Origin of the sequence: Sphingomonas sp. FUKUSWIS1 (genome assembly GCF_000733135.1) — a bacterium.
Lineage (GTDB): Bacteria > Pseudomonadota > Alphaproteobacteria > Sphingomonadales > Sphingomonadaceae > Sphingomonas > Sphingomonas aerolata.
This window is the reverse complement of the sequence record NZ_JPJC01000013.1, coordinates 31,012-53,673: the sequence shown is the minus strand read 5'-3', so window position 1 is coordinate 53,673 and position 22,662 is coordinate 31,012. Positions and strand designations below refer to the sequence as shown.

General features: G+C 64.5%; 20 protein-coding genes. 6 read left to right on the top strand and 14 right to left on the bottom strand.

What is annotated here, in order from left to right; translation table 11 throughout:
- Nucleotides 1-19: 19 nt before the first annotated feature.
- Nucleotides 20-754: a nucleoside triphosphate pyrophosphohydrolase gene (mazG, locus tag sphsw_RS01240; protein ID WP_128082083.1), complete on the top strand. Its 735-nt coding sequence runs from the start codon at nucleotides 20-22 to the stop codon at nucleotides 752-754.
- Here the strand turns inward: mazG and hflX are convergent.
- The 7 genes from hflX to dusB form a co-directional block, all read right to left on the bottom strand.
- On the bottom strand, nucleotides 735-2,027 hold the full coding sequence (hflX, locus tag sphsw_RS01235; RefSeq protein ID WP_031439024.1) for a GTPase HflX: 1,293 nt from the start codon (nucleotides 2,025-2,027) through the stop codon (nucleotides 735-737). The two genes, mazG and hflX, sit on opposite strands and share 20 nt — an antisense overlap.
- 24 nt (nucleotides 2,028-2,051) lie before the next feature.
- On the bottom strand, nucleotides 2,052-2,627 hold the full coding sequence (gene hfq, locus sphsw_RS01230) for an RNA chaperone Hfq (protein WP_268745750.1): 576 nt from the start codon (nucleotides 2,625-2,627) through the stop codon (nucleotides 2,052-2,054).
- Nucleotides 2,628-2,701: 74 nt separating this feature from the next.
- Nucleotides 2,702-4,078, bottom strand: coding sequence for a nitrogen assimilation response regulator NtrX (gene ntrX / locus sphsw_RS01225; protein ID WP_031393368.1), 1,377 nt, complete (start codon nucleotides 4,076-4,078; stop codon nucleotides 2,702-2,704).
- A gap of 4 nt (nucleotides 4,079-4,082) precedes the next feature.
- Nucleotides 4,083-6,332 (bottom strand): sensor histidine kinase, encoded by a 2,250-nt coding sequence (locus sphsw_RS01220; protein WP_042466283.1) that lies wholly within the window; start codon nucleotides 6,330-6,332, stop codon nucleotides 4,083-4,085.
- A 52-nt stretch (nucleotides 6,333-6,384) separates the two neighbouring features.
- Nucleotides 6,385-7,830 carry a nitrogen regulation protein NR(I) gene (ntrC, locus tag sphsw_RS01215; RefSeq protein ID WP_031439021.1) on the bottom strand — a complete coding sequence of 482 codons (1,446 nt, stop codon included), beginning with the start codon at nucleotides 7,828-7,830 and terminating at the stop codon, nucleotides 6,385-6,387.
- Nucleotides 7,827-8,891, bottom strand: coding sequence for a two-component system sensor histidine kinase NtrB (locus sphsw_RS01210; protein ID WP_031439020.1), 1,065 nt, complete (start codon nucleotides 8,889-8,891; stop codon nucleotides 7,827-7,829). The genes ntrC and sphsw_RS01210 overlap by 4 nt, the downstream gene beginning before the upstream one ends.
- Nucleotides 8,878-9,876, bottom strand: a complete 999-nt coding sequence (dusB, locus tag sphsw_RS01205) for a tRNA dihydrouridine synthase DusB (RefSeq protein WP_031439019.1) — start codon at nucleotides 9,874-9,876, stop codon at nucleotides 8,878-8,880. The genes sphsw_RS01210 and dusB overlap by 14 nt, the downstream gene beginning before the upstream one ends.
- Before the next feature lie 141 nt (nucleotides 9,877-10,017).
- Between dusB and sphsw_RS01200 the strand changes: the two genes are divergently transcribed.
- From sphsw_RS01200 to sphsw_RS01190, 3 genes are read left to right on the top strand one after another with little or no spacing between them, the layout of a single operon-like run.
- The gene (locus sphsw_RS01200; protein ID WP_031439018.1) at nucleotides 10,018-11,205 is read left to right on the top strand and encodes a bifunctional 2-C-methyl-D-erythritol 4-phosphate cytidylyltransferase/2-C-methyl-D-erythritol 2,4-cyclodiphosphate synthase; all 1,188 of its coding nucleotides are present in this window, start codon (nucleotides 10,018-10,020) and stop codon (nucleotides 11,203-11,205) included.
- Nucleotides 11,202-11,729 carry a hypothetical protein gene (locus tag sphsw_RS01195; protein ID WP_031439017.1) on the top strand — a complete coding sequence of 176 codons (528 nt, stop codon included), beginning with the start codon at nucleotides 11,202-11,204 and terminating at the stop codon, nucleotides 11,727-11,729. Before sphsw_RS01200 ends, sphsw_RS01195 begins: the two co-directional genes overlap by 4 nt.
- Nucleotides 11,729-12,247 carry a CinA family protein gene (locus sphsw_RS01190; RefSeq protein ID WP_031439016.1) on the top strand — a complete coding sequence of 173 codons (519 nt, stop codon included), beginning with the start codon at nucleotides 11,729-11,731 and terminating at the stop codon, nucleotides 12,245-12,247. Before sphsw_RS01195 ends, sphsw_RS01190 begins: the two co-directional genes overlap by 1 nt.
- On the opposite strand, the gene sphsw_RS01185 is transcribed toward sphsw_RS01190, so the two are convergent.
- The 5 genes from sphsw_RS01185 to aspS all read right to left on the bottom strand — a co-directional run bounded on the left by sphsw_RS01185 (nucleotide 12,190) and on the right by aspS (nucleotide 17,299).
- Nucleotides 12,190-12,666 carry a type II toxin-antitoxin system RatA family toxin gene (locus tag sphsw_RS01185; RefSeq protein ID WP_031439015.1) on the bottom strand — a complete coding sequence of 159 codons (477 nt, stop codon included), beginning with the start codon at nucleotides 12,664-12,666 and terminating at the stop codon, nucleotides 12,190-12,192. The two genes, sphsw_RS01190 and sphsw_RS01185, sit on opposite strands and share 58 nt — an antisense overlap.
- The gene (gene lipA, locus sphsw_RS01180) at nucleotides 12,666-13,589 is read right to left on the bottom strand and encodes a lipoyl synthase (protein ID WP_031393377.1); all 924 of its coding nucleotides are present in this window, start codon (nucleotides 13,587-13,589) and stop codon (nucleotides 12,666-12,668) included. The genes sphsw_RS01185 and lipA overlap by 1 nt, the downstream gene beginning before the upstream one ends.
- Nucleotides 13,590-13,741: 152 nt before the next feature.
- Nucleotides 13,742-14,446, bottom strand: a complete 705-nt coding sequence (locus sphsw_RS01175; RefSeq protein ID WP_081874044.1) for a PAS domain-containing protein — start codon at nucleotides 14,444-14,446, stop codon at nucleotides 13,742-13,744.
- A 181-nt stretch (nucleotides 14,447-14,627) separates the two neighbouring features.
- On the bottom strand, nucleotides 14,628-15,401 hold the full coding sequence (locus sphsw_RS01170; protein WP_031439013.1) for a polyphosphate kinase 2 family protein: 774 nt from the start codon (nucleotides 15,399-15,401) through the stop codon (nucleotides 14,628-14,630).
- Between the two features lie 74 nt (nucleotides 15,402-15,475).
- A complete protein-coding gene (gene aspS / locus sphsw_RS01165; RefSeq protein ID WP_031439012.1) occupies nucleotides 15,476-17,299 on the bottom strand; it encodes an aspartate--tRNA ligase in 1,824 nt (607 codons plus the stop codon).
- A 187-nt stretch (nucleotides 17,300-17,486) separates the two neighbouring features.
- On the opposite strand from aspS, the gene rnd reads away from it, so the two are divergent.
- Together rnd and sphsw_RS01155 are read left to right on the top strand one after the other, a co-directional pair.
- A complete protein-coding gene (rnd, locus tag sphsw_RS01160) occupies nucleotides 17,487-18,662 on the top strand; it encodes a ribonuclease D (RefSeq protein ID WP_031439011.1) in 1,176 nt (391 codons plus the stop codon).
- Nucleotides 18,659-18,964, top strand: a complete 306-nt coding sequence (locus tag sphsw_RS01155) for an I78 family peptidase inhibitor (RefSeq protein WP_052148993.1) — start codon at nucleotides 18,659-18,661, stop codon at nucleotides 18,962-18,964. Before rnd ends, sphsw_RS01155 begins: the two co-directional genes overlap by 4 nt.
- Nucleotides 18,965-18,988: 24 nt before the next feature.
- On the opposite strand, the gene sphsw_RS01150 is transcribed toward sphsw_RS01155, so the two are convergent.
- Both sphsw_RS01150 and sphsw_RS01145 read right to left on the bottom strand, forming a co-directional pair.
- The gene (locus tag sphsw_RS01150) at nucleotides 18,989-20,500 is read right to left on the bottom strand and encodes a Ppx/GppA family phosphatase (protein WP_042466272.1); all 1,512 of its coding nucleotides are present in this window, start codon (nucleotides 20,498-20,500) and stop codon (nucleotides 18,989-18,991) included.
- Nucleotides 20,497-22,662: an RNA degradosome polyphosphate kinase gene (locus sphsw_RS01145; RefSeq protein WP_031439008.1), complete on the bottom strand. Its 2,166-nt coding sequence runs from the start codon at nucleotides 22,660-22,662 to the stop codon at nucleotides 20,497-20,499. The genes sphsw_RS01150 and sphsw_RS01145 overlap by 4 nt, the downstream gene beginning before the upstream one ends.

The window sequence follows — 22,662 nt, the reverse complement described above, 5'->3', positions numbered from 1 at the left end:
CTTTATGCGGAGCGCCGCCATGATTGACCGCCTCACGACCATCATGGCGCGACTGCGCGATCCGGATACGGGATGCGAATGGGACCGTGTTCAAACATCGAGGACGATTGCTCGCTACACGATCGAAGAGGCCTATGAGGTCGTCGACGCGATCGAACGCGGCGATCTTGCCGATCTGAAGGACGAACTCGGCGACCTGTTGTTGCAGGTGGTATTCCATGCCCGCATTGCAGAGGAAGCGGGTGCATTTGCCCTGCCCGACGTCATCGACGCGATCAGCGACAAGATGGAGCGCCGACACCCGCACATCTTCGGTCCGGCGGAGACATCGCCCGGCTGGGAAACGATCAAGGCGACCGAGCGCGCGAACAAGCCTGACCAGAGTGCGGTCGCCGGCGTCGCCACCGCGCTGCCTTCGCTGGCGCGAGCCGACAAGCTGCAAAAGCGTGCTGCGCGGGTCGGGTTCGACTGGCCCGATCCAACCGGTTCCTTGGCCAAGGTGCACGAAGAACTCGACGAGATTGCGACAGCAACCGCCGACACACTGGCCGAAGAGGTCGGCGATCTTCTGTTTGCTGTGGCCAATTATGCCCGCCACCTCGGTATTGATCCCGAAGTGGCGTTACGCGCGGGCAACGCAAAGTTCGAAGCCCGGTTCCGGGCGATGGAACACATCGCCGGTGCGGGCTTCGAAGCTTTGTCGCTTGAGGAGAAGGAAGCGCTTTGGCAGACGGTCAAACGTCGCGGCGGCTGAACCGGTCGTAATCGGTGTCGGACAGCCGTACGTCATAGGTGGTGGCCAGCCCGTCCGCGAAACTGCTGAGCACCTCGCCATGCGCGTGCAACCATGCCGCGCCTGCGCCGTCCGTCGCATCGAGCGTAATGTGATAGCGGCGATGCGCATCCGTCAGTTTGGCAGCGACCTGCTCGACGAGATGGTCCACCCCCTCCCCACTCAGCGCCGAGATCGCCACGACATCCTCGCGATGCTCAGCCTCCCCGACAATCTCGTCATGGTCGGCAGGATCGAGCAGATCCAGCTTGTTCCAGACTTCGAACCGCGGGGTCATATCGTCGACGCCGATGTCCGCCAGCACCGCCTCGACATCGGCACGTTGCGCCTCCGTATCGGGATGCGCGATATCACGGACGTGGATCAGCAGATCGGCGGACACCACTTCTTCGAGCGTCGCCTTGAATGCCGCGACGAGCTGGGTTGGCAGGTCCGAGACGAACCCGACCGTGTCGGACAGGATCGCCTTGTCGATACCGGGCAATCGGATTTGCCGAAGCGTCGGATCCAGCGTCGCGAACAGCAGGTCTTCGGCCATGACGTCGGCACCGGTCAACCGATTGAACAGCGTCGACTTTCCGGCATTGGTATAGCCGACTAGCGCGATGACGGGCCAAGGGGCTCGCTGGCGTCGCTCCCGGTGCAGGCCGCGGGTGCGGCTGACCTGCTCGAGTTCGCGCCGGAGCCGCGCCATCCGGTCCCGGATGAGCCGGCGATCCGCCTCGATCTGGGTTTCACCAGGCCCGCCGAGAAAGCCGAACCCGCCGCGCTGACGCTCGAGATGGGTCCAGCTCCGGACGAGCCGGCCAGCCTGATAGTCGAGATGCGCAAGTTCAACCTGCAGCCGCCCTTCGGCCGTCGCCGCGCGCTCCCCGAAGATTTCGAGGATCAGCCCGGTGCGGTCGATGACCTTCGTTTCCAGCGCCTTTTCGAGATTGCGCTGCTGGATCGGGCTCAGGCTCGCATCGAACACGACGAGCCCCGCTTCCTCCATTCGCACCTGCGTCGCGAGGAGCTCGACCTGCCCGCTGCCGATCAACGTTGCGGGCTTGGCCTGGCGGACGCGATAGGCGATCCGCTCGACCACCTCCACGCCAATGGCGGCGGCAAGGCCCGCCGTCTCTTCGAGCCGTGCGTCGACATCGCGGGTCGCATCGCCTTGGTCGGGCAAGACGACGATCGCTTTCGTGCCGCGGGCGAACTCGTCGCGGTCACGGTCAAAACCACTACTCATGCGCATTGCCCCAGGCCGTCATGATCATGCGTCGTCCACTGCATCCGTCTCGTCGCTGTCGTCGGGATCCTCGGCAAGGTTCAGGGGCCGCGCAGGCTGGATCGTCGACACCGCGTGCTTGTAGACGAGCTGCGCCATGCCTTCGCGCTGGAGCAGCATGCAGAACAGGTCGAAGCCGGCAATCTGGCCCTGGAGCATGACGCCGTTGATCAGGAACATGGTCACGCTGTCTTCCGACTTGCGGACCGCGTTCAGGAAAATTTCCTGCAAAAGCGGCTGCTTCTTTTGCGTTTCTCCGACGGCGTTCACGATCGCGGCGACGTCCATCGGTCCCGCGGGCATAATCGTCGAAATCGCGTGCTTGTAGATGAGCTGGGACTGACCGTCGCGACGTAGCAGCACCGAGAAATTATCGAACCAGGTGACGATGCCCTGGAGCTTGACACCCTTGACGAGAAACATCGTGACGGGGGTCTTGGTGCGGCGCAGCGCGTTGAGGAACAGGTCCTGGAGCGAGCCAATTTTTTCGGCCAATGGGATAACCCTTGTTTTTGGCGGGACTTTGCCCGCGTGGCGCCGTTTCCCGGCGTCGGAGATCACCCGATTGCCGGGCGAGCGTCTAATCTATGTTCCCGGTACCGCTTCGTCCATAGGGGCGGGCGACAGATATGCGATCAATCGTCGCGCGTCTCGGTGATCCCAAGCAGCTTCAGCTTCCGGTGCAACGCCGATCGCTCCATCCCGATAAAGCTCGCGGTGCGCGAAATGTTGCCGGAGAACCGACGGATCTGAACACGCAGATACTCCCGTTCGAAGGTTTCACGCGCCTCGCGTAGCGGCGAGCCCATGATCGCAGTTCCCCCGGCGCTGCCCATGTCGCCCTGATCGCCCAGGACTTCGGCCGGCAGCAAGTCGAGATCGATGCGTCCCAGTCGGTCGCCCGGCGCGAGGATGATCGTCCGTTCAACTACGTTGCGAAGCTGACGAACATTTCCCGGCCAGTCGTAGGATTGCAGCGCAACCATCGCATCGGGCGCGATTTCCGGTGTCCGGACCCGGCGTTCTGCCGCATAATGCGCGATGAAATGCTGGACCAGCGCGGGAATGTCCTCGCGGCGATCCGCGAGCGGCGGGATAGCCACCGGCACGACGTTCAACCGGTAATAGAGGTCCTCGCGAAACCGACCCTCGGCAATCTCGTGGACGAGGTCGCGCGCCGTCGCGGACACCACACGCACATCGACCTTGACGACCCTGGTACCGCCGATCCGCGTAAAGCTCTGGTCGGTCAGGACCCGCAAGATCCGCGCTTGCGTCGTGATCGGCATGTCGGCGATCTCGTCGAGGAACAGCGTTCCGCCATGCGCCTGCTCGAGCAACCCGGGGCGGATCTTGTCCCCGCCCTCCTCCGCGCCGAACAACTCTTCGTCGACACGTTCAGGGGTCATCATCGCGGCGCTGACGATCACGAAAGGCGCATCAGTGCGCAGGCTCCAGCCGTGCAGAAGGCGTGCAGCGACCTCCTTGCCGACCCCTGCCCCACCCATGATCAGCACACGGCTGCCGGTGGCGGCGACGCGCTTGAGCGTTGCCCGGACGCCGTTGATCGCCCCCGAATTGCCGGTGAGATCGGTCTCGCGGCCGACCGTAGCCCGTAACGAGGCGACCTCGCGGCGCAGCCGTTCGGTCTCGGTCGCGCGCGCCACCATGAGCAGCAGTCGCTCGGCCTCGAACGGTTTTTCGATAAAGTCCGATGCGCCCCGCCGGATCGCCGCGACCGCGGTGTCGAGATTGCCGTGACCCGATATGACCAGCACCGGGATCGATGGATCCCGCCGCTTTATCTCGTCGAGCAGTTCGAGCCCGTCGAGGCGCGACCCCTGCAGCCAGACGTCGAGCAGCACGAGCGACGGACGCCGCGCCGCGATCGCTTCGAGCGCAGCGTCGCTGTCGCCCGCATCGCGCGTCTGATAGCCCTCGTCCTCCAGGACGCCGGCCACCAGTTCGCGAATGTCACGTTCGTCGTCCACGACGAGAATATCGAGCGCCATCAATTCATGTCCGATTGCGAGTCATTGCGACGAGCTGGCCATCCCCTGCCGGCTCGGGTGCGGATGCCCCCTGATCAAGCGCGACCAGCGCTCTGGCGTCGAAGTTCATGGTGACGATGGTGCCACCACCGGGGCGATCCGAAAATGCGATCGTCCCGCAATGTTCCTCGATGATCTTCTTGACGATGGCAAGCCCGAGCCCGGTTCCGCGGGCCCGCGTCGTCATATAGGGTTCGATGATCCGGTCGCGTTCGACCGGCAGACCGATCCCGGTGTCGGCGACTTCGATCGCGACGCAGTGCCCCGTTCCATCGTGGCGCGTCTCCGTCAGGGTCATGGTAACCGCCCCGCCCTCGTCATCGCCGCGGGTCTCGATCGCCTCGACCGCGTTCTTGACGATGTTCGTCAGAGCCTGCCCGATCTGACGGCGATCGCAGACGAGCATCGGACCCGGGTCGTCATGAACCAGCAGAAACCGGATCCCCGGATGCGCAACCTCATGCAGGAACATCGCCTGGCGGGCGGCGTCGAGCAATGATTCCTCGCGGAAGACGGGTTTGGGCATGCGTGCGAACGAGGAGAATTCATCGACCATCCGGCGCAGGTCCGCGACCTGGCGGATGATCGTGTCGGTGAGCCGCGCAAATGTCCCGTCCTCCGCGGGGATCTTGCCCCCATAGCGCCGCTGCAGTCGCTCCGCGGCGAGCTGGATCGGCGTCAGCGGGTTCTTGATCTCGTGCGCGATCCGGCGGGCGACGTCAGACCAAGCGGCGCGGCGCTGGTCGAGCAGTTGCTGCGTGATATCGTCGAAGGTGAGGATCGGACCGGTCGGCGCATGTGCGATCCGGACGGCGAGTGTCCGCGCATCGCCAGCCTGGCCGACCTGGACGATCGCTTCGCGTCCTCCCTCCTGCACGAGCGCATCGAGTTCAGGCGCAACCTCGTGCAACGGCTTGCCAACCAGGCCGTCCGCGCCGAGCAGCTGGATCGCAGAGCGATTTGCAATCCGGATTACGCGGTCCTTCGCGGTCGCGACGACACCTGCCGAGACATCCGCCATAACCGCCTCGATCAGCGCGCGGCGGGTCTCAAGCTGGTCATTCGCGGTCATCAGATCGCTATTTTGCTCCTGCAGGCGACCCGTCATCTGGTTGAACGCACGCGCCAGCGTCCCGACCTCGTCGCGGCTGCGCGGATCTGGCACGCGCGCGGTCAGATCCCCCTCGGCCACCCGACGTGCCGCATCGACCAGCTCGCCGACGGGGCGTACCAGACGATCTGCGACGGCCAGCGCGATCCAGACCGCAACCCCGACGATGAGCAGGGAAATGCCCAGCAATGCCGCGTTGAACAGGAGCTGGAGGCTGCGCGACCGGGCAAGCAGCTGCCGATAGCTTGCCAGCACGGCGTTGGCGCGCGTCGTCTGCTCCGACAGGAGCTTGGTATCCTCGACGCGCCCAGCATAAAGGAAGAGTTCGTCGGCGCCGGGCAGCATCGTGATCGTGCGGATACGATCCCCCGTCACCGATACTGCGGCGGGCTTGCCGCTCCGGAGTTCGCGGATCGCCTCGGGCGTCACCTGTCGTGTAAAGTCGATTTCATAGGGGTTCACGACCGCGAATGTCTGGATCTCGTTCTGTGGCGTGACCTTGAACAGCGCGGCTTCGGACAGGCTGCGATAATAGACCTGTTGATAAAAATACCCGGAGAAATCCGGGCTCTGCAGCGATCGCTCACGCAGGTAATTGGACATGTCCGCTGCCATCGTGACGCTCGCCTCTTCCCAGCGGCTGAGCTGGCGCGCGTAGGACGACTGGGCGAGTTCGGTGGCGTTTTCGAGCATGCCCCGCGCTTGGTCGGAATACCAGAATTGCACGCCATATTGGAACAGCAGCGACGCGAAGATCGTCACCAGCAGCATCGGCACCGCGGCGACGATCGAGAACAAGGCGACGAGCCGGACGTGCAGGCGGCCGCCACCGCCAACCGGGGACCGCGCAGCGCGCCGCATCGCTACCCGCCGGCCGAGCAGCATCAGCAATGCGATGCCGGGGACGAGATTGGCGATCAGCAGCAGCGCGATCAGCGGTGGCGGCATCAAACGCTGGGGTGAATTGGCGCCGCTGATGAGCACATAGCTCGCGACCGCGACAGTAATCGCCAGCGCGACCACCAGCGCCTCAAGCGCAGGCGTCACTGCGAACCGGTGCGGTGGCACGTCGTCTTCGATGGCAAGCGTCGCGGGGGCGATCATCGTTGCCGTGATACAACGACAATTGTTGCCGGGAAACCACATAATGGCCGGGTCAGCGTGACCCTGCCGCGTCTAGCTCGGTCATGTCGCCGCTGATGTCGATCCCGAGCGTGTCGAGACGCTTGCGCAGCGTGTTGCGATTGATTCCCATCGCACGTGCGGCGCGAAGCTGGTTCTGCCCATGCCGGGCAAGCATCAGTTCGATCAACGGACGCTCGACCTCACCGATGACGCGGTCGTACAGACTGCCGTCGTCGAGCGCTGCCGGGTTTTCCCGCTCGATCCGCCCAATCAGTGCCTTCACCGCGCCGGCGATGTCGAGATCGGTTGCAGTGGCGGTCGGTGTTCGCGCGCCCAGCATCGCGTGGATAGCCTCGGCGCCGATGACCTCATCGCGCGCGAGCACCGCTAGCCTGCGCATCAGGTTTTCGAGTTCGCGAACATTGCCCGGCCAGTCATACGCGCCGAGCGCGGTGATCGCATCCCCCGCCAACTGACGTCGCGGCAGACCCTGGATCGCCGCATGATCGAGAAAATGTCGTGCGAGCAGGGCGACGTCCTGCCGTCGCTCGCGGAGCGGTGGCAAGGTGACCGGCACGACGTTGAGACGGTAGAACAGGTCTTCCCGGAAATGTCCCGCGGCCACCTGCGCCGCCAGATCGCGGTTGGTTGCGGCCAGGATGCGGACATCGACCCGGATCGTGCGCGCGCCACCAACGCTCGTGAACTCGCCCGACTGCAGCACGCGAAGCAGCCGGGTCTGCGCCTCCATCGGCATGTCGCCGATTTCGTCGAGGAACAGCGTGCCGCCCGTCGCCTGCTCGAAACGACCGGCATTTCGCGTTGCGGCACCGGTAAAGGCGCCGCGCTCATGCCCGAACAGTTCGGCCTCGATCAATTCGCGCGGGATGGCGGCCATGTTGATCGCGATGAACGGCGCGGCGCTCCGCTGGCCGAGGTCGTGGATAGCCCGGGCGACCAGTTCCTTGCCGGTGCCCGATTCGCCGGATATCAGCACGGTCAGATCGTTCGAGATGACGCGTGCGATGACCCGGTAGACGTCCTGCATCGCCGCGGACCGGCCGATCAGCGGCAGTGCACGATCCTCGTCGCCGATCCGGTCATCGGACAGCACCCCGCCCCGCGCCAGCGCCCCCGTCACCGCACGCGACAAGACGTCGAGATCAAAGGGCTTGGGCAGATATTCATACGCACCGACCTCCGCCGCGCGTACCGCGGTGGTCAGCGTGTTCTGCGCCGACAGGACGATGATCGGCAGCGTCGGGTGGCGTTCGGCGACATTGCGGACATGGTCGATGCCGTCGCCGTCGGGCAGCACCACGTCCGTGATCAGCACGTCGGGTATCGCCACAGCCAGGGCGCGTTCGAGTTGCGCGAGGCTGTCGGCGACGGTTACGTCGTGGCCGCTGCGCCGCAACGCCTGCGCGACGACGGTGCGAATCGCGGCGTCGTCGTCGACGACCAGCACAGTGCTCATGATGTGGCTCTTGGCAGCAGCAGGCGAAGAACGGTCATTTCTGGAATCCCCTCACGCGCATATTGCACGATCCCGCCCATATCGCGCGTCAGCTTGTCGACGAGGGCGAGGCCCAGCCCCTGCCCTTCACGGCGCCCCGACACGAAGGGATCGAACAGGTGATCGGCAATATCAGCAGGCGCGCCGGGGCCATTGTCGAACACACAGATCTCAATCGGCAACGGGAGACGCGGTTTGCCCGGCGCGCTGCTGACGGTGATCCCGTGGCGATAGGCCGTGGTCATGATGATCAGGGGATTTGGTTGATCTGCAACGGCTTCACGTGCGTTCTTCAGAAGGTTGATGACAATCTGAAGGACCGCGTCGCGATTGATATGCGCGGGCGGTAGCGAGGGATCGAACCGCTCCTCGATCGCGATTCCGCGCGCAAAACCGGCGAGCGCGAGGCGACGCGCGTGCGTCAACAACGGGTAGATATTCTCGCTGGCGAGCGGGAGCGGGCGCGTATCGCTGAAGTCCTGCATGCGATCGATCAGCGCCGCGATTCGGTCCACCTCGGTCGTGATCAGCGTGGTCAGTTCGCCGGCATCGAGCAGCTGCGCGGCCCCGCGGATGCCGGACAAGGGATTCTTGATCTCATGTGCGAGCATCGCCGCGGCCCCGACTGCCGCGCGCGCGCCCGCAGTACGGTCCGCCGAATAGCCCAGCCGTCGCGAGATGGCGGGAACGTGCAGTGTGATCGCGCGCCAGCCGGGATGATCGGGCATGATCGTCTCGGCAAAGTCGACGCGGATCTTCACGCCGCGGGCGGTCGCGATCTCGGTATCAAAGACGGCGAGGCCGCGATTATCGTGCTTGCGGGATTCGTCGGGGGGCGGGAGTATCGCCGCGATCGGCTGCCCTACCATGAGGCGTTCCGACAGGTTGAGCAATTGCTCCGCCAGCGCATTGGCATGGGCTATCCTGTCGTCAGGATCGACCACGACGACCGCCACCGGCAGCGCCGCGAAGACGTCGTTGAACCCCGGACGGTCGCGCCGATCCGACTCAGGCGGCTTCAAGGTGACGCCAGGGCGCGTAGAACTCCGCCAGCATCGCCTTGACCTGGTTGGGGTCCGCCACCTGGTTCACCCGGTTCCGGAACTCCGCCGACCCATGCAGGCCCTTGGTGTACCAACCGATATGCTTGCGGGCCATGTTGACACCTGTCTCGATCCCATAGTGCTCGAGCATCGCCTCGTAATGCCCTGCAATCGCTTCATATTGTTCGTTGATTGACGGATCGGCCACGCGGCGTCCGGTCGCAAACCAGGTCATGACCTGATTGAGCAGCCAAGGCCGCCCATAGGCGCCGCGTCCGATCATCACGCCGTCCGCACCCGACTGGTCGAGCGCCGCTTCGGCATCCTCGATCGAACAAATGTCGCCATTGACGATCACGGGGATCGACACCGCGTCCTTCACCCGGCGCACGAAGCCCCAATCGGCGCTTCCCTTGTACATCTGATTCCGCGTCCGGCCATGGACGGTGATCAGCTTCACCCCGAGATCTTCTGCGATCCTGGACAATTCGGGTGCGTTGAGACTGTCGTGGCACCAGCCCATACGCATCTTCAACGTGACCGGGACATCGACCGCCTTCACCGTCGCAGATACGATCGCCGTCGCCAGCTTGACGTCACGCATCAGCGCGGACCCGGCATCCCCATTGACGATCTTACGGACCGGACATCCCATGTTGATGTCGACGATCGCGGCACCGCGATCCTGACTCAGCCGCGCGGCCTCGCCCATTTCATAGGGCGTGCACCCGACCAGTTGCATCGACACCGGCTCTTCGAGGCGATCCCATGCCGCCTTCTGGATCGACTGGCGGGTCTCGCGGATTGCAGCCTGGCTCGCGACCATTTCGGTAACGTTAAGCCCTGATCCATATCGCCGCACAAGCGTACGGAACGGCATATCCGTCACGCCCGTCATGGGCGCGAGGACGACCGGACTTTCAATCCGCACGGTGCCGATCTGGATAGGTGAGAGATTACGCATAAGCTGCCCAAAAAAGAGGCAGAACATAGGCCGCGATGCCAGAAATGGCAAGGCTGGTCTAGCTGTTCCCGTCGTGCGCGACGTCATGGGGAACGACTGCCTGCACTGGCGATGCCGCGCTCAAGACGCTAATCGCCGCCCATGACAAAGCGCCGCACCGTCGCCCTGATCGTCGCAGCCGGGTCCGGCACCCGCGCTGGCGGCACCCTCCCCAAGCAATTCGCGACCGTTGCGGGAAGGCCGATGCTCATGCACGCGGTTACCGCAATGTCAGCGCACCCGGCGATCGACGCCGTGAGGGTCGTCGTTGCCGAAGGTCAGCTGGACCATGCAAAGGCGGTACTGGCAGCAGGAGGCGTTACGGACGCGACGGTCATCGTCGGGGGCAGGACCCGCCGGGATTCGGTACTGAGGGGAATCGCTGCCCTGTCCGATTTGGATCACGTTCTCGTTCACGATGCCGCCCGGCCGTTCCTTCCTGCCGGGGTCATCAGCGCGGTCGTGGCAGCGCTGACGAACAGCGACGCCGCGGTGCCTGTGCTGCCGGTAGCGGATACGCTGGCGCGCGGCGCGACGACGCTGACCGGTCGCATGCTCGGCGAAGTCGTTCCGCGCGAGGCCGTATACCGGGTCCAGACGCCGCAGGGCTTCCGGATCGCTAAGCTGCGCGCCGCGCACGCTGCCTGGCCGGCCGATGAAGATGCCAGCGACGATGCCCAGATGGTGCGACGGGTTGGCGGCAGCGTCGCGTTGGTGCAGGGCGATCCGATGCTCGACAAAGTGACTCACCCCGACGATTTTGCCGCCGCTGAAGCGCGCGCGCCCTATGAAAGCCGAACCGCGATGGGCTTCGACGTCCATCGGCTGGAAACGGGCGAGGAATTATGGCTTGGCGGCGTCCGGATCCCGCACGACAAGGGGCTTTCCGGCCATAGCGATGCCGATGTCGCGCTGCATGCGCTGACCGACGCGTTGCTCGGCACGATCGCCGCGGGTGATATCGGCACGCATTTCCCCCCGAGCGATCCGCAGTGGAAAGGTGCCGACTCCGCGCAGTTCCTGCAGCATGCCGCGCAGCTGATCGCGGCCAAAGGCGGTCGGATCGACTTCGTCGACCTGACCATTCTGTGCGAGATGCCCAAGATCGGACCGCACCGCGCGGCGATGACGAACCGGATCGCCGATCTGCTCGACCTCACCACGGACCGGGTGAGCGTGAAGGCGACGACGACCGAGCGACTCGGGTTCACGGGACGGGGCGAGGGCATTGCGGCGCAGGCGGTCGCGACGATCAGCCTCCCTTCGAATCGTGGCCGTGTCGGCGCATGAGGTTCGCTGCCGCACTGACGCTCGCCGCCCTTATCGCAACGCCGGTATCGGCACAGTCCCCCTGCATCTCCGGCCCCGAGGCGGAGGCGATGACGCTCGTCGCGCTGCCCGACATCATCCGTGAAACGGGCCGAATCTGCGCGGCAAGGCTTCCCGCGACCAGCCTCGTGCGCAACCAGTCCAGTACACTGATCGCGCGCTATCAGATCGAAGCGGATCGCGCCTGGCCGTCCGCTCGGGCCGCGATCGTAAAGCTTAGCGACCCTGCGGTCGATGCGCTTCTCCAGTCCGACTATGCCCGGCCATTGCTGACGAGCCTGCTCGTCCCGCAGATTGTCGGACGCATCGCGGCGCGCGACTGTGGGACGATCGATCGGCTCGTGACGCTGCTCCAGCCGCTGCCGCCGCGGAACACCGCTGGCATCGTCGTCGAGACGCTGCGCTATCTCAAGGCTGACAAGGCACGCCGCGGAGATCGATCGACGCCCGACCTTCCGCTCTGCACGGCAACGGAGAGCCGCTGATGGATACCCTTCTCCCTCCCCAGCTGATCGACGCGGCACGCAAGGTCATCGAGGCAAATCGCGCCCTCGGACGACGCGTCGCGGTTGCTGAAAGCTGTACCGGGGGCCTCGTCGCTGCGGCGCTGACGGAAATTCCGGGCAGTTCCGACGTGTTCGAAATCGGGTTCGTGACCTATTCGAACGAGGCCAAGCTGAAACTGCTCAAGATCAGCTCAGACGTGCTTGAGACTTTCGGTGCGGTGTCGATCGCCGTCGCGTGGAGCATGGCGCAGGGCGCACTCGAGCAGTCGGGCGCGGATGTTGCCGTCGCCATCACCGGCATCGCCGGGCCCGGCGGTGGATCGGCGAAGAAGCCGGTCGGGACGGTGGTCTTCGCCCGTGCCGAGAAGGGCGGCGATCGCAGCGATGTCGACGCAGATCGCAAGGATTTTGGCGATCTCGGCCGCGGCGGTATCCGCCTTCAGGCTGCGCTGTGCGCGCTCGAACTCTTGCTGCCGGTCGAGGATGTCGCACCGTAAAGCTCGGCCGCGCGCGTCTCGAACGCGCCAATCATCTTGCGCAATGCGGCACCGAAGACCTGACCCGCGATCAGCTCGAACATCCGGTTTTTGAAAGCAAAGTCGACGGTAAAGTCGACCGCGCACCCCTGCCCCTCAGGACGAAAACGCCATTCGTTGCGAAGATATTTGAGCGGACCATCGACATAGTCGACGAGGATCTCGGTCGGTCGAGTCTTCTGCACACGTGACGTGAACGTCTCGCGCAAGCCCTTAAAGCCGACGATCATGTCCGCGAGCGTTTCCGTCTCACTGTTCGAACGGACGCGCATCGCACTGACCCATGGCAGAAACTCGGCGTAGCGGCCGACATCGGCGACCAGATCGAACATCTGTTCGGGTGTATAGGGTAGATGGCGTGTTTCGGAATGCTTGGGCATCAGATCCGTGCGACCCCGAGCTTGGCATCACGCGCCGCCCGAAGCTGCGCGAAGTCGTCCCCAGCATGGTAGCTCGACCGCGTCAGTGGCGACGATGCAACAAGCATGAATCCCTTGGCCCGGGCGATCGACGCATAGGCATCGAAGGCCTTGGGCGTGACGAACTCGGCCACCTTGGCATGGCGTGGCGTGGGCTGAAGATACTGGCCCATCGTCAGGAAATCGATGTCCGCGCAGCGCATGTCGTCCATGACCTGGTGGATCTCGAGGCGCTCTTCGCCCAGCCCAAGCATCACGCCCGACTTGGTGAAAATCGACGGGTCGTGGCGTTTCACGCTCTCGAGCAAGCGCAACGAGGCATAATAGCGCGCGCCAGGCCGGATCGTCGGGTACAGGCGAGGAACTGTCTCGAGGTTGTGGTTGTAGACATCGGGGCGCGCCTCGACGATCGACTCGATCGCGGCCTGCGCCTTGTTGCGGAAATCGGGCGTCAGGATTTCGATCGTCGTAGTGGGATTCGACGCGCGGATTGCCTGGATGACCTTCACAAACTGCGAAGCGCCGCCATCGGGAAGGTCGTCGCGGTCGACCGATGTGATGACGATGTGGTTCAGCCCCATCTGCGCCGCGGCATCGGCGACATTCTGTGGCTCCATCCGGTCGACCGCGCGGGGCATGCCGGTCTTCACGTTGCAGAAGGCGCAGGCGCGGGTGCAGGTATCGCCGAGGATCATGACCGTTGCATGCTTCTTCGACCAGCATTCGCCGATATTCGGGCATGCGGCCTCTTCACAGACCGTCGTCAGGCTTTTCGAGCGCATCAGTTCGCGGGTCTTGGCGAAGCCGGCGGATGTCGGGGCCTTGACGCGGATCCAGTCGGGCTTTCGAGCGCGCGGCGCGGCGAGCGGGGTCATCTCGTTCATGGCAGGCAGATAGCGATCCCGGCTATATGAAACAACACACATGCGGTTCTTCGCCCGATATCACGGGTATCCTGCGAAGCCGGCAAGAACGCCCCCGCGCCGGCGCATATGCGGAGCGGGCGCACTTACCACGTCGTACCGCACCGACCGGCTCAGCGGAACCGTTCCAGATCCGTCGCAGCCGATACCGCGACGGCATATCGATCGGACAGATACCGTTCGAACCGTTGATGCGCATCGCACGTGAGCTGAAACGCCGCACCCCCCGCTCGCCCGTCGCCGGCAGCCTCGAACTCGATCAGCCCCTGAACCTCGAGCGCGCGAATCCAGCGGGTCAGTGTGGCGTGTCCGACCCCGAGCATCGGTTCAAGGTCGGTCGGCGTCAGGAGAACGCCCTCGGCCTCGCTGACATAGGCCGCAAGCAGGATGTCCCACGCGCTGTCGGCAAACAACGACGGGCAGAATATTGCCCCGCGCGCGCGCCGGGCATCCAGCGTCAGCTGGGCCGTCTTCAACAAGGCTTCGGGTTTGACCTCGCCGGACCCAGGCATGGTTTCCTCGAAGATCATCGTCACGCAGACCTCGGTCCCTGGCGGCGCGATCGATAAATGGCCCTGCACCCAGAGATGCGACGAGTCGGTTCTGACCAGCCTTTTGGTAGTGCTGATCGGGGATCCGGTATGCACCACGCGACGCATCAGTCGCCGGCAGCGCTCGCGGTCGGCAGGCGCGGTGAAATCGAGCATGTTGCTGCCAAGCAAAATGGCGGCTGTCGCATTGAGCGTGTGGCAGAACGTCGCGTCCACCTCGACAATCGCCCCTGAGGTGTCGACACCTATTCGACCGCGTTCCGTCATGACCTACGCCCACTGAATGGCCGTCCGCTACTCGGACACGCCCATTATCTTAGGGCAAGCCTAACCATCATCGGAAGCTGTTCACGCTAACATAAGTTGTTCGGAAGGCGTTAGAATTTCGACCAAAATGGATATAGCTGCAGAGGACTGCGACCAAAAGCGGGGTTGCGCCTTGCGAAGATTAGAGCTTGAGGGCCTTTTTCGCGACCTTGAGGACGGCGGGATCAAGCGGCGGGGGCACCATCGCGACTCCACCCTCCAGACGATCCGCGACGACGGTCAGCGCAGCGATCCGTGCCGCCTTCTTGTCGTTCCCGTCGATGACGATCCACGGTGCTGCCGCGCTGTCCGTGCGTGCGAACATCTCATGCATCGCGGCGAGATAGTCCTCGCGTCGCGACCGGTTGTGATAGTCGTCGAGACCGGTCTTCCAATGCTTCCAAGGGTCGCGCAGCCGCGCCTCGAGCCGGCGATCCTGCTCGTCTTGCGTGATATGGACGAAGATCTTGATCAGCGTCGTGTCGTTCTCGATCAGTCCCGCTTCGAAGGCATTGATCGCGTCATAGCCGCGCTCCCATTCGCGGCGCGTGGCGAATTCCTCGACCCGCTCGACCAGTACCCTGCCGTACCAGCTCCGATCGAAGACGGCGATGTTCCCGTCCGCCGGCAACCGTTTCCAGAAGCGCCAGAGAAAGTGATGTGCCTTCTCGTCGGCGCTCGGGGCGGCGATCGGCCAGACGCGGTAAGTACGGGGATCCCACTCGGCCGACAACCGCTGGATGATACCGCCCTTCCCCGCCGCATCCCACCCTTCGAACATCACCACAGCGGGGCGCTTGTTGACGATATGCGCGACCTGGATGTGCTCAAGCCTCTTCTGAAGCTTTGCCAAGTCGCGCTTGTATTTGCCGTCATAGGCGTCGCCGGCTTCATAATGGGCAAGATCGATGGGCATAAGCAAACTCCAGAAGATCAGGCGGCCACTAGGGGCGGGACGGAAAGGACCGAGGCGGCCGAGCCGCCTCGGCGTCAGCCAGCGGCGGGCGTCACCGTCTTGGCCGGGTCCTTCGGCCCATCGACGGTGAGCTTGATGTTGAGCTCCTTCAGCTGGCGCGGGCTGACCGGGCTTGGTGCGCCCATCATCAGGTCCTCGGCCTTCTGGTTCATCGGGAACAGCACGACCTCGCGGATGTTCGGTTCGCCCGCGAGTAGCATGACCATCCGGTCGATGCCGGGTGCCGAGCCGCCATGCGGCGGTGCGCCGACCTTGAACGCGTTGATCATGCCGGCAAAGTTCGTGTCGACATCGGCCTGCGTGTAGCCGGCGATCTCGAACGCCTTGTACATGATCTCAGGCCGGTGGTTCCGGATCGCACCCGACGACAGTTCGACGCCGTTGCAGACGATGTCGTACTGGTACGCCAGGATATCGAGCGGATCCTTGTTCTCCAACGCGTCCATCTCGCCCTGCGGCATCGAGAACGGGTTGTGGCTGAAGTCGACCTTCTTGGCGTCCTCGTCATATTCGAACATCGGGAAGTCGACGATCCAGCAGAACTCAAACCGGTTCTCGTCGATCAGGCCGAGATCCGCACCTATGCGCGCGCGGGCTGCGCCGGCGAGCTTGGCGGCGGGGAGTTCCTTGCCGGCGGCGAAGAAGATGCCGTCGTTCGGCCCGAGGCCCATCTCCGCGATCAGCTTGCGCGTCGCTTCCTCGCCGTGATTCTTGGCGATCGGGCCGCCAAGTTCGCCGTTCTTCTGCGTGATGTAGCCGAGCCCCGCATGCCCTTCGGCGCGCGCCCAGTCGTTCATGTCGGTGAAGAACTTGCGGCTCTTCTCGGCGGTGTTCGGCGCAGGGATTGCGCGAACCACGTCACCCCCGGCGACGATGCCCGCGAACAGGCCGAAGCCCGAGTCAACGAAGTGGTGGCCGACGTCGTGGATCAGGATCGGGTTGCGCAGATCGGGCTTGTCGCTGCCGTATTTCAGCATCGATTCGCGGTAGGGAATGCGCTTGAACGGCAGGGCGGAGACCTGGCGTCCCTTGCCCTGCCAATCGGCGAACTCCTCGAACACGCCGTGCAGCACGGGCTCGATCGCGTTGAACACGTCGTCCTGCGTGACGAAGCTCATCTCGAAATCGAGCTGGTAGAATTCGCCCGGCGAACGATCGGCGCGCGCGTCCTCGTCGCGGAAGCAGGGGGCGATCTGGAAATAGCGATCGAAGCCCGCGACCATCAGCAGCTGCTTGAACATCTGCGGTGCCTGCGGCAGCGCGTAGAACTTGCCCGGATGCACGCGGCTCGGCACCAGATAGTCACGCGCGCCCTCTGGCGACGACGCCGTCAGGATCGGCGTCTGGAATTCGGTGAAGCCCTGATCGTTCATGCGGTTGCGCAGCGAGGTGATGACCTTCGAACGCAGCATGATGTTCGCGTGCAGCCGCTCGCGCCGCAGGTCGAGATAGCGATAGCGCAGGCGGATATCCTCGGGATACTCGGCCTCGCCAGCGACCGGCATCGGCAGCTCGCCTGCCATCGACTGGACGGTCGCGGCGGTCGCGCGGACCTCGATCCCGCCGGTCGGCAGGTTCGGATTTACCGCTTCGGGCGCGCGTGAGGTCACCTTGCCGGTGATCGTGACGACGCTCTCGCTCTTCAGGCCCTCGATGACCTTGAAGACGGGGCCGCTGACGTCGGTGACGATCTGCGTGATGCCGTAATGATCGCGCAGATCGATGAAGACCAGGTCACCATGATCGCGCTTCTTGTGGACCCAGCCCGAGACGCGGACCTCCTCGCCGACCTGTTCGGGGCGGAGGGCGGCGCAGTTATGGGTGCGATAGGCGTGCATGTGTCTCGTCTCTCATACGTCGTCCCTGCGTTTGCGGGGATCTCGTGCAGCAAGGGTGCGCCCTGCGACGGGAGATCCCAGCGTTTGCTGGGATGACGGGAATTGGATGGCCCGCGCTTCCCTTCCCTACCGGCCTTTGTCAAGGCGCCCCTTTGTCAACATGGGGGAGCCTCGCTATGGACGAGCGATGCATATCCACCCGCTTATCTCCGACAGTGCCACGCTCGCCAATCTGTGCGCGCGCCTGGCCGACGCCGACTATGTGTGCGTCGACACCGAATTCATGCGCGAGAGCACCTATTACCCGGAGCTTTGCCTGATCCAGATCGCCGACGACAAGGAAGCCGCGGCGATCGACCCGATGGCGCCGGGGATCGACCTGAAGCCGCTGCTCGATCTGCTCGTCGAGAATCACGACGTGCTGAAGGTCGTCCATGCCGGCGGGCAGGATATCGAGATCGTCTATAACCTCACGGGCAAGACCCCCTTCCCGCTGTTCGACACGCAGGTCGCGGCGATGGCGCTCGGCCAGGGCGAACAGATCGGCTATTCAAACTTGGTCGACAGCTGGCTCGGCATCGCGGTCGACAAGGGCGCGCGGTTCACCGACTGGGCGCGGCGCCCGCTGGATGCGCGCCAGATCGAATATGCGATCGGCGACGTCACGCATCTGTCGAAGATCTTCCCCAAGATGCTCGAGCGGCTGCGCAAGACCGGGCGCGGCGTGTGGCTTGACCAGGAGATGGAGCGGCTCGGCGATATCGCCAATTACGCGAACGATCCCGACCTGGCCTGGAAGCGCGTTCGGATCTCTGGGCGCAAGCCCGACGTGCTCGGCCGGTTGAAGGCCTTGGCGCGGTGGCGTGAACTCGAGGCGCAGGCGAAGGATCTGCCGCGCGGGCGGATCGTCAAGGACGAGACGCTTGGTGACATGGCAGGGCACCCGCCGCGGAAACAGTCCGACCTTGCCCGCGTCCGGGGGCTTTCGGCCACCTGGGCTGGCAACGATATCGGGGCGCGACTGATGCTCGCGATCGAGCAGGCACAGCCGCTCGGCGACGATGAGCTGCCGCCCCGCGACGATCGCAAGCCGGGTCTTGGCAAGGAGGGCTCGCTGGTCGCGGATCTGCTCAAACTCCTTCTCAAAATCCGCTCGCGAGATATTGATGTAGCGTCGAAACTTCTTGCGAGGACCGACGAGCTCGAGGCGCTGGCCGCGGGCGTGCGGACGGGCTTGCCGATGCTGGAGGGGTGGCGGTTCGACCAGTTCGGCCGCGACGCGCTGGACCTGGTCGAGGGCCGGCTGGCCTTTGCGGTGATCAACGGAAAGTTGAAAATGACCCGTACGGAGGACGCGGCATGAAGCGGGCGCTGCTTGCGGTCGTGCTTGCTTCGGCGGGGTGCATGCCGGTCGAGATGCGCGACGGCGCACCCGATGTTGCGACGCCAACCCCGCCCGGTGCAGCGTGCAAGATTGAGGCACTGGGCGATCTGGTTGGGAAGCGGGCAAGCGATGCGCGCGCGGATGTGATGCTGGCCCGATCGGGCGCGCGTACGCTGCGGTGGATCGCGCCGAACGACGTGGTGACGATGGACTTCCGGAACGATCGCCTGAATGTCTATGTCGACGGCGCGAGCAGGATCGAGCGTTTCACCTGCGCCTGACCCTGATTGCGCGTTCGTCTCCGGTCAAGCGATCGCGAGCACCGGCTTCCGGCCGATGGCCGCGGCTAGCGCCGCGTGCCGCCGCTCAACAGCTTCCCCGTAGAGTCCCCGATCTGCGAGCAGCAGCGTAAGCGTCAGCGATACGCCGTCATCGGTGATGCGCGAGCGTTTGAGCGGTCCGGCAAGCCCGCCGCTCATTCGCTGCCCGAGACGCATCGCAAGTCCCCAGGCCGTTGCGCTCTGGATCTCTGCGGGTGTCGCCAGGCGCTCCACGGGATCCGCGGCGGCCAGGTCACCGCCAAGGCTGGTATACAGGGCCTGGGCGAGCATACCGCGACCCGGTGCGTCGATCGCGACCCAATTGCCGTGCAACGCGACTTCGACCCCGCGCTCGGCGCGAAATTCCGGATTGGCGCGCCAACCCACGTCGGCGAGGAGGCAGGCGGTGTGGCGTAAGCGCGCCACCGCAGGGGGTTCGGTAACGAACAACGGCGCGATCCAGCGATCGAGCAGATCGCCATGTTCGGGAAAGCGGCCGAGCAGGCGCCCCTCCTCGCGTGCGGCTTCGATCAGGGGGTCGAGTGCCCGCGCCGCCGGTTTGAGGTCGCCGTAGAGCAGCCCTTCGCGAAGGCCATAGGCGGAGACGATCGTCGTCTTGCTACCAAGCTGGCGCATGAGAATGCCGAGCAACGCGGCGGCATCCCCAAGCGTCGCGATCCGGCCGGACGACAGGCCCGGAATGGCTTTCAGGCGTGGCTTGGACAATTGCGGGATGGTGCGACTGAGGCGCGTGACGGTCGCTGCGGTCATCGAATATTGATGGATGATCGGCAGCGGATAGTCCGACAACTCCATATCGAGCCGCGCCAGCGCGCGCCATGACCCGCCGACGAGATACAGGGGCAGTCCCTGCCCGCGTGCGGCCCAGCCGGCGTCGCGTACGAGCCGCGCGACATGGCGCTCGAGCACCTTGCCGCGTTTCGCCCGCATCGGTCCGATACGCAGCACGCCGAGGGGGAACGAGACGCTGTCCTCGATCTTGCCACGGCGGACGCGTACGAGCTCAAGGCTGCCGCCGCCGAGATCGCCGACGATGCCATCCGCCTCAGGGATCGCAGACAGCACGCCATAGCCCGCAGCGCTCGCCTCCTGTCCGCCCGAGAACGTCTCAACCTTGAGCCCCAACTCCTCTGCCGCGGCGATGAGGTCACCACCGTTCCGGGCATCGCGAACTGCTGCCGTGGCAACCGTCCGCAGCGTCGAACACTCCATCTCACGCGCAACCGCGGCAAACCGCGCAAGCGCCACCTTAGCCGTCTTGAGTGCTGACTTTTCGATCGTGCCCGTCGCCGCCAATCCGCGGCCGAGGCCCGCCAGCACCTTCTCGTTGAACCGGATCGCCGGCAGTCTGGGCGGCCCCTGATAGACGACGAGCCGGATCGAGTTCGATCCAATGTCGATGATCCCGGTGCGCGGATGGTCGTCGACCTCAACCTTTGGCGTCGCGGTGCCGAACAGGAGGTTGGTAACGCTCATCGCTGTCGACGGAGCGAAAGCGTCGGCACGGTTGCGCTCGTGGCAAGCGATGCACCACGGCCGGAAAGAGACGGATTGGTCATGAAATACCGATGCAGGTTGAACGGACGATCGCCGGGATCGACGCGCGAATAATCGCCGTCGGGTCCTAGCTCCCAGCTTTGTTCGTTGTCGATGAGATTGGCGACCATCACCTGGTCGAGGATCTGGTCGTGCACCGTCGGGTTGAGGATCGGCAGCATGTATTCGACGCGCCGATCGAAATTACGCGGCATCCAGTCGGCGGACGAGATGAACAGCTTTGCACCGTCATTCGGTAACGCCTTCCCGTTTCCGAAAGCCCAGATACGGCTGTGTTCGAGAAACCGGCCGATCACCGATTTGACGCGGATCGTTTCGGACAGGCCGGGCACACCCGGTCGGAGACAGCAGATACCGCGGATGATGAGGTCGATTTCGACCCCAGCCCCGCTCGCCTCGTACAGCTTCTCGATCACCGCAGGGTCGACCAACGAGTTCATCTTCGCCCAGACCCCTGCCGGTCGCCCCGCGCGGGCATTGGCGATCTCGACGTCGATCAGGGTCATCAGATTCTTCCGGAGGTCGCGCGGGCTCAGGCTGACGCGGGCCATGTCCGTCGGTTCGACATAGCCGGTGATGTAGTTGAACATCTGCGCAGCATCACGCCCGACCGCCGCGTCGGCGGTAAAGAAGCTGAGGTCAGTGTAGATCTTGGCTGTGACGGGGTGATAATTGCCGGTACCGAAATGGCAGTAGGTCCGGAACGCCTGCCCCTCTCGGCGGACGACCAGGGAGACCTTTGCATGGGTCTTCCAGTCGATGAATCCATAGACGACCTGCACCCCTGCGCGTTCCAGCGCGGAGGCCCAGACCATGTTCTGCTCCTCATCGAACCGTGCCTTGAGTTCGACCACCGCGGTGACTGATTTGCCCGCCTCGGCCGCGGTGATCAGCGCATTGATGACCGCGGGTTGCTTGCCGGCGCGGTAGAGCGTCTGCTTGATGGCGACGACATCGGGATCATTCGCCGCCTGCTTCAGGAAGGCCAGCACCACCTCGAACGTCTCATAGGGGTGGTGGACGACGATGTCCTTGGCCTTGATCGCTGCGAAGCAATCACCGCCAAATTCACGGATTCGCTCCGGAAAGCGCGGCGTGAAGGGCGGGAATTTCAAATCGGGGCGATCCTCCTCGACCAGTCCGTCGAGATCGACGATGCCCAGCAGATTGCCGCTTTCGGTGATGATCGCCTCGGCCCCGCCCAGTTCATCTTTGAGCACGGCTGCCAGCACGTCCGGTATCCCGGTTTCCAGCTCGAGCCGGATTACCCGGCCCCGGCGGCGGCGTTTGATCGCGTTGGCAAAGTAGCGGACAAGGTCCTCCGCCTCCTCCTCGATCTCCATGTCGCTGTCGCGCAGGACGCGGAAGCTCGCGGCGGCAAGCACCTCATAGCCCGGGAACAGCACCGGCGCGAACCGCTTGAGGAGCGTCTCGATCGCGACGTAGCGCGCGGGCTCGCCAGGCAACCGCACGAAGCGCGTCATGGTGTGCGGCAACATGACCAGTTCGCGGACCGGCTCGTTGTCCGACCGGCGGACGAGGTCGAAGATTACCGACAGGCCGCGGTTCGGAATGAACGGGAACGGATGGGCGGGGTCGAGCGCCTGCGGGGTCAGAATCGGAAAGATCTGCTCACGAAAATGCGTTTCGAGCCAGTCATCGGCTTCGCCCTCGACGGCATCGCGGCGCAGGACAAACAGCCCCGCTTCGTCGAGCAGCACACGAAGATCACCCCAGACCGCCTGCTGGCTCTCCATCAGCGCGTCCGCTTCGCGGATGATCGCGGTCAGCTGCTGCCCGGCGGTCAAGCCGTCGGCCGAGCGACGATCGACGTCCTGCGTCTGCTGACCCTTCAGTCCGGCGACACGGACCATGAAGAACTCGTCGAGATTGGATCCCGAAATCGAGAGAAACCTAAGCCGTTCGAGCAACGGATGCGCCGGATTGCACGCCTCTTCGATCACGCGCCGATTGAACGCGAGCCAGGAAAGCTCACGGTTGAAAAATCGGTCGTTCGGCTGAGCGCCGATGGGATCGTCGTCGTCTTCCGCTTGGCGGACGATATGCGCTGGACGGTTCAT

Bases quoted from the DNA above. Each gene is read 5' to 3' on its own strand.
- sphsw_RS01190 (WP_031439016.1), top strand. From the start codon at position 11,729: ATGGATACCCTTCTCCCTCCCCAGCTGATCGACGCGGCACGCAAGGTC.
- rnd (WP_031439011.1), top strand. From the start codon at position 17,487: ATGCATATCCACCCGCTTATCTCCGACAGTGCCACGCTCGCCAATCTG.
- ntrX (WP_031393368.1), bottom strand. From the start codon at position 4,078: ATGGCGCTCGATATTCTCGTCGTGGACGACGAACGTGACATTCGCGAA.
- sphsw_RS01170 (WP_031439013.1), bottom strand. From the start codon at position 15,401: ATGCCCATCGATCTTGCCCATTATGAAGCCGGCGACGCCTATGACGGC.
- sphsw_RS01195 (WP_031439017.1), top strand. From the start codon at position 11,202: ATGAGGTTCGCTGCCGCACTGACGCTCGCCGCCCTTATCGCAACGCCG.
- mazG (WP_128082083.1), top strand. From the start codon at position 20: ATGATTGACCGCCTCACGACCATCATGGCGCGACTGCGCGATCCGGAT.
- hflX (WP_031439024.1), bottom strand. From the start codon at position 2,027: ATGAGTAGTGGTTTTGACCGTGACCGCGACGAGTTCGCCCGCGGCACG.
- sphsw_RS01220 (WP_042466283.1), bottom strand. From the start codon at position 6,332: ATGATCGCCCCCGCGACGCTTGCCATCGAAGACGACGTGCCACCGCAC.
- sphsw_RS01200 (WP_031439018.1), top strand. From the start codon at position 10,018: ATGACAAAGCGCCGCACCGTCGCCCTGATCGTCGCAGCCGGGTCCGGC.
- dusB (WP_031439019.1), bottom strand. From the start codon at position 9,876: ATGCGTAATCTCTCACCTATCCAGATCGGCACCGTGCGGATTGAAAGT.
- ntrC (WP_031439021.1), bottom strand. From the start codon at position 7,830: ATGAGCACTGTGCTGGTCGTCGACGACGACGCCGCGATTCGCACCGTC.
- sphsw_RS01155 (WP_052148993.1), top strand. From the start codon at position 18,659: ATGAAGCGGGCGCTGCTTGCGGTCGTGCTTGCTTCGGCGGGGTGCATG.
- sphsw_RS01145 (WP_031439008.1), bottom strand. From the start codon at position 22,662: ATGAACCGTCCAGCGCATATCGTCCGCCAAGCGGAAGACGACGACGAT.
- aspS (WP_031439012.1), bottom strand. From the start codon at position 17,299: ATGCACGCCTATCGCACCCATAACTGCGCCGCCCTCCGCCCCGAACAG.
- sphsw_RS01175 (WP_081874044.1), bottom strand. From the start codon at position 14,446: ATGACGGAACGCGGTCGAATAGGTGTCGACACCTCAGGGGCGATTGTC.
- sphsw_RS01185 (WP_031439015.1), bottom strand. From the start codon at position 12,666: ATGCCCAAGCATTCCGAAACACGCCATCTACCCTATACACCCGAACAG.
- sphsw_RS01150 (WP_042466272.1), bottom strand. From the start codon at position 20,500: ATGAGCGTTACCAACCTCCTGTTCGGCACCGCGACGCCAAAGGTTGAG.
- lipA (WP_031393377.1), bottom strand. From the start codon at position 13,589: ATGAACGAGATGACCCCGCTCGCCGCGCCGCGCGCTCGAAAGCCCGAC.